Raw genomic sequence first — 4350 nt, forward strand, 5'->3', positions numbered from 1 at the left:
GCCAAGGAGCCTCCCTCCCCCGAACCCCCTCCGAACCAACTACACAAGATTCGGGACTTGACCACGCGAGCTCGCGCGCGACTTCAACAAGCTGACTCAGGGTGATCTTCGCGGACGGAGCCTCATCCGCGAATCGCTCGAGCAGCGGCGCCCACAGCACCTCTGTCCCTACCGTCGCCCGAAGCGACTTGAGGGAGAGGACTTGCTTGGAGGACGTCCAGCCCGTGAGTTCGTACTCCGGTGGCCGACCTGGGGTGTATGCCCAGTTCTCGGAAGCCACCCCATGCGTCTTCCAGATGCGTTTCAGCCGGAAGCGCGGCTGGCCACCTTCGGAGTAGGTGTTGCCGGAGAGGGCGGCGAGTTGCGTGTCCCTCTCCGTCAGTTGGTCGAACTCCAGCTCGACTTCAATGGGCCCACGACTCAAGTCATTGCCAGGAAACTGCTCCGGCGCGACCTTCATGCTGTTGGTGCATGCGAGCCTGATAGCCTCCATGATGGAGGACTTCCCGGCGTTGTTCTCGCCGACGATGGAGAGGAAGTCCGCGGAGCCCTGGCGTAGCGATTCCTTCTGGGGAATTCGCAGCTCAATCGACTTGATCGACTTGTAGTTCCGGATGACAACGCGATCCAGCCTCATGTGGACGCTCCTCCATGGATTGGATGGAGGAGGTTACGAGCCGTGCTTCCTCACGAACATACCTCCCAGGGAGTATGCCCTTGGAGGCTGGTAACGTGTTGGGGCGACATGTGAACGGAATTCTCATCCAGCCCCTCCTTCGAGCCAGTGATACTCCGTGCCATCAGCCTCTTGGATTGACGCGACAGTCGGCCCGAGCCCCCAGACATGCCCCTGCGAGAGAGCAACTCCATCAGACCATCGCGCAAGGCGTGTTCGACGGGCTGCAAGACGACGACTGGACACAGGCCACCTATTCGTACCTGGCCATCACCCTCTTCTCCGAAGAGGCTGGCCTGTACCAACTCGCCGACGGCCAGCAGCGCTCCTTCGTCCCTGCGGACGACGTCACCGACGCCTTCGAGGAGCGGCGGCCCCGGATGGTCCCGCTCAATCCGAAGGGCCACGCCTGGTACACAGCCACGCTGACGCTCACGCCCGATGGCCATTTCACGTTCGACTTCGTCTACGACGAGCTGCCGCGGTTCGAGGTGGTCCCCTCCGCCAGCAAGTGGGAGGACGAGTTCCGCACCTACCCGCGCCCGGAGCTCCAGGCCCGCGTCCCTGCTCAGCCCAAGTGACCGAAGGTCCGGGCCCGGTAGTGCAGGGGCTTCCGGACCCCAGAGCCCCAAACGGAAACGGGCTGGAGACCCCGAAGGATCTCCAGCCCGTCAAATCATGGTCGGGGAGACAGGATTTGAACCTGCGACCCCTTGGTCCCGAACCAAGGCGAAGGGCAGTCCAGGAGTTATCAGCGGTTTACAACCCATCGTAACCACTCAGGTTTCTTCACCCAGGCTGTCCAGCCATCCCATCCAGCACGCGCGGACACCAAGGATTTTGCTGCTAGTTTGCTGCTGGCTCCAGGCCCTGTTCTGGCTGTGTCCGGAGCGCCTGGGTGGGCCGCTTGGGCCGGCAGTGCCCCAAGAGAGGCGGAACGGCCTCTCCTCCGGCCCGGCGAACAGCCCGCGCATATCACCCGCCAGCGGCCCTCCTCGACTCTCTACACAAGCCCGCCGCCCTTAACAGGGCCCCATGCGGCCCATACTCGCCCCCCCCGGCGCAACCTGTTAGGTGCCGGAACCGCCGCAGCCGGGCCTTTCTCCCAATTACGACCTGGCGAAGATGGGGCGATAGGCGCCCTAACACCTCCGCAGGACGGAAAATCTCCGCGCCTGGCCATTAAAAACCTCCGCCAGGCAGAGAAAACAGTAAGCCAGGCGGTTGACTCCATCGGTTTCATGGTGTTCTATGGCAGCCAGGCGAATGAACGCCCGGTGTTCAAGAGGGAAACCGACATGACCGAGAGCAAAAAGCGGTACGGCCTCGACCAGCTCAAGAAGACTGGCGGACGTGGCACGGTGGACCTGCCCGTGTTGGCCGGCTTCAACATGGGCAACAACACCCTCAACGTCACCATGACGATGGCCACGTTCCGCGAGGTGGCGCTTGTAGCCAATGAGGCCCGCATCATCGCCATGGGCGAGAACTCGGATCAGATCGCGCAGCGCCAGCTCATCCCGGACCATGCCAAGAAGCTGGCCATCTACGTCCTTCGCGGCCTCCTCGCCGGCGTGAAGGCGCGTTGGAAGGTCAGTGGCAAGCATATCCCGGACTGCCTCAATGACCTCCTCGCCGAGCTGGGCGAGGGCCCATATCAGGCGCTCCAGCCGTTCACGGCGAACATCCGCAACATCCAGGATGAAGGCCTGGAATTCGAGGACACTTCCGCTGGAACCATCCTCCACCTTCACAAGCTCCAGAAGCTCTTCGTGGTCGATGGGCAGCACCGGCTCCGCGCGGCCGAGATTGTTCACGAGTGGCTGAATACCGTCCTGACCAATGCAAAGTACCCGAAGAAGGGGCTCTGGATCGATGACACCCAGGAGGTGACCTCCGAGGAAATGGAGGTGTGGACCGCAGCCATGACGGAGTTCGGCACCGCCTTCACCGTCGACGTCACCGTTCACCTGGGTCTGAATGCCGAGCAGGAGCGGCAGCTCTTCCACGACCTCAACGTGCTCGGCAAGAAGCCGTCTGCCGCCCAGGCCCTCGCCTTCGACGCCGCCAACCCTGTGAGCAAGTACGTGACCGAGCGGCTCGCACTGAACCGCTCCGTGCATGGCCTCCGGGTGGTGGATGCCGGCCACAAGAAGTCGGGGGCAAAGTTGGAGGAGCCGGCGATCTACCGCGACGACCTCGTCAACACCTGCGCCATCCTCTTCCGCGGCGCCTTCAACCAGTCGGGCATCACCCCGCTCGACGTGATTGGGTCGGAGGACTACGCCGACCGCTTCTGGGAGGCGCTGGCCAAGCAGCCGGGCTGGAACAAGCCGGGCTGGGACAAGCTCACCCTCCTCGCCCATTCGACCATGCTCAAGGGCATGGCCTTCCTGGTGCGCTCCTTCCACAACGGGGAGGAGGCGCGCGACCCGGGGGCCGCGCACGCTAAGCGGGACGCTATCATCCAGGCTATCGCCGACGGCCAGGTGAACTTTGCCCATACCAACCCGCTGTGGCGCGTCTATCTTATGAGCCGGGAGGACCGTGAAGCCGCGTTCCCAGGGATCGAGGACTACATCACCCCCGACGCGATCCGCCGGCCATATGGCACTTGGGATGAGGACGCCGGCCGCCTCCAGCTCGGCCCGAACACGCGCGACATCTCGCGCTACCTCGCCGACCTCGTGCGCTACCAACTCCGCGTTCAGGTCGGCCTGGAACCGCGCCCGGGACTGGTGTCACTGAAGAAGAAGCTGGCGGAGGCAGAGGCCGAGAAGCTGGCCGCCTAAGAATCACTCCTTTCAAGGTGAAGGCGGAGGCACTTCGCCGTAGGGAGAGCGCACGAGAGGCCTGCCGATGTTGGGCGGCGGGCGCTTAGAGGAATAGCGAGGGGCGGCTGCGCGCCTCCTCCGGGTAACACCTCTTGCCAGGAGAAGAGGTCCATCAGCTTGATGACGCGCTTGGCGCTGCAACGCGCCCTCAGCCCGGAGCGAATGGACAATCCCTTCGAGCAGAACAGGGAGAGGCAGTACACGCGCGAGCTGTTTTTCTCCACCGTTTACGAGGTGAGGGACGACATGACAAAAGGAAGCGCCAAGAGCCGGTTTCAGGTCGGCGACATCGTGAAGCTCAAGAGCGGCGGCCCGGAGATGACGGTGACGTACCGGGACGACGACGGCGACGACGGCGACTACTACCAATGCCAATGGTTTGCCGGCAGGAAGCTGGAGAGCGGTCGGCTCCCAGAGGCCTCGCTGGAACCCGCCTCGGTGAAGCCGCCAATGCCGGCTCCTGGCGCTGGCGGGTCGGGCGCGTGACACCCGCCGAGGTGGCCGACTGGATGCTGGCCCTTCTCCATCGCGACGGCTGTGTCTACCAAGACGACGTCGTCGACATGCTCACGAAGCACGGCGCAGACGCCTTGCTGCGCGAGAATGCCGACGGCAACCTGGTCCTCGGCAAGAGGGTCCTCGACGCTTTCATGAAGGCCTCGGCCGAGACGGTTGTGTGGGTCAAGCCGGAGCGCTACTGGCGGTGGCGTGTTGCCGAAGATGAGCCTGGTCGCGAACAACGCGGCTGAGGAGGCAGACGGCCGACGTGTACCTCATGGGGGCTGCACGGTCAAGTCCCGAATCTTGTGTAGTTGGTTCGGAGGGGGTTCGGGGGAGGGA

Annotated in this window: 5 protein-coding genes and 1 tRNA gene; 4 read left to right on the forward strand and 2 right to left on the reverse strand. The window is 63.7% G+C overall.

Annotated elements, in window-relative coordinates; translation table 11 throughout:
• Window positions 1-637 (reverse strand): AAA family ATPase (locus FL311_RS41445; RefSeq protein ID WP_141333131.1); only part of this gene is annotated, 637 nt, incomplete at its 3' end.
• A gap of 251 nt (window positions 638-888) precedes the next feature.
• Here FL311_RS41445 and FL311_RS41450 point away from each other — a divergent pair.
• Entirely contained in the window at window positions 889-1257 is a 369-nt protein-coding gene (locus tag FL311_RS41450) for a hypothetical protein (protein ID WP_141333132.1), read from the forward strand.
• A gap of 98 nt (window positions 1258-1355) precedes the next feature.
• Here FL311_RS41450 and FL311_RS41455 read toward each other — a convergent pair.
• Window positions 1356-1473, reverse strand: a tRNA-Leu gene (locus tag FL311_RS41455).
• A 444-nt stretch (window positions 1474-1917) separates the two neighbouring features.
• Between FL311_RS41455 and FL311_RS41460 the strand changes: the two genes are divergently transcribed.
• The 3 genes from FL311_RS41460 (at window position 1918) to FL311_RS41470 (ending at window position 4259) form a co-directional block, all read left to right on the forward strand.
• On the forward strand, window positions 1918-3468 hold the full coding sequence (locus tag FL311_RS41460; protein WP_141333133.1) for a DNA sulfur modification protein DndB: 1551 nt from the start codon (window positions 1918-1920) through the stop codon (window positions 3466-3468).
• Window positions 3469-3672: 204 nt separating this feature from the next.
• Window positions 3673-3996, forward strand: coding sequence for a YodC family protein (locus tag FL311_RS41465; RefSeq protein WP_228557434.1), 324 nt, complete (start codon window positions 3673-3675; stop codon window positions 3994-3996).
• Window positions 3993-4259, forward strand: coding sequence for a hypothetical protein (locus FL311_RS41470; protein ID WP_228557435.1), 267 nt, complete (start codon window positions 3993-3995; stop codon window positions 4257-4259). Before FL311_RS41465 ends, FL311_RS41470 begins: the two co-directional genes overlap by 4 nt.
• The last annotated feature ends 91 nt before the right edge of the window (window positions 4260-4350 follow it).

This window comes from Myxococcus sp. AB025B (assembly GCF_006518215.1).
GTDB lineage: Bacteria > Myxococcota > Myxococcia > Myxococcales > Myxococcaceae > Myxococcus > Myxococcus fulvus.